The following is a 1,327-nucleotide window of genomic DNA, read 5'->3' on the forward strand; positions in this document are numbered from 1 at the left end:
CACCTTGATGCCCGAGGCGCTGGAGACCTGGGCGCTGTCGCTGTTCGAGGCGCTGCTGCCGCGCCACTTGGAAATCATTTACGAGATCAATGCGCGCTTCCTGGCCGAGGTGAAGGCTATGTTCCCCGGTGACGACGCCTTGCTGGCGCGGGTCTCGCTGATCGATGAAGGCAGCCATGGTGGCGAGCGGCGCGTGCGCATGGCGGCCTTGGCCATCGTCGCCTCGCACCGCGTCAACGGCGTGGCCGCGCTGCACTCGGAGCTGATGGTGCGGACCATTTTTTCCGACTATGCGGCCATCTTCTCCGGCCGCTTTCATAACGTCACCAATGGTGTGACGCCGCGCCGCTGGCTGCAGCAGGCGAACCCGCAGCTGTCCGCGCTGCTGGACGCGCGTATCGGCAAGGGCTGGCGGCAGGATTTGGCCGAGCTGCGCTTGCTGACGCCGGCCGCTTCTGACGCCGCCTTCCGCCAGCAGTTCCAGGCCGTCAAGTTCGCCAACAAGCAGCGCCTGGCCGAGCTGATACAGCGCGAGGTCGGCGTGCAGGTCGACCCCAACAGCCTCTTCGATGTGCAGATCAAGCGCATCCACGAGTACAAGCGCCAGCTCTTGAACATCTTGCATGTCGTCGCGCGCTACCAGGCCATCTTGGCCAATCCCGATGGCGCCTGGGTGCCGCGCACCGTCATCATCGCCGGCAAGGCGGCCAGTGCTTACGTGATGGCCAAGTCCATCATTCAGCTGGCACACGATGTGGCGCGCGTGGTCAATAGCGATCCGCGTGTGGGCAACAAGCTCAAGCTCGTCTACCTGCCCAATTACGGCGTTAGCCTGGCCGAAGTAATCATCCCGGCGGCCGATTTGTCCGAGCAAATCTCCACCGCCGGCACCGAAGCCTCGGGCACCGGCAATATGAAGTTCGCGCTCAATGGCGCGCTGACGATTGGCACTTGGGACGGTGCCAATATCGAGATGGCGCAAGCCATGGGCGAAGAAAATATGTTTGTGTTCGGCCTGCGTACCGAGGCGGTGGCGCGGGTCTTGGCGCTCGGTTACGACCCGCGTCTGTATATAGAGCAAAACGCGCAGCTGAAGCGCGTCATCGAGAGCATCGCCGGTGGCGAGTTCTCGTGCGGAGATACACAGCGCTATCAGGCCTTGACCGAGATGCTGTTGAGCCGTGACAACTACCTGTTGATGGCGGACTTCGCCGCTTATGTGGACAAGCAGTTGGAAGTGGATGCGCTCTATGCGCAGCCCGAAGCCTGGGCGACGGGGCGGTAGGCAATGCCTTTCAGTGCGAGCGGGATCAGCGCGATGATGATG

General features: G+C 62.8%; 1 protein-coding gene. It reads left to right on the forward strand.

Annotated features, from left to right (window positions below; translation table 11 throughout):
* The coding region (gene glgP / locus RMO57_RS05790) for a glycogen/starch/alpha-glucan family phosphorylase (RefSeq protein WP_310385053.1) at nucleotides 1–1,285 on the forward strand (1,285 nt) is incomplete at its 5' end.
* Nucleotides 1,286–1,327: the final 42 nt, after the last annotated feature.

The organism is Roseateles sp. (genome assembly GCF_031397715.1).
GTDB lineage: Bacteria > Pseudomonadota > Gammaproteobacteria > Burkholderiales > Burkholderiaceae_C > Paucibacter_A.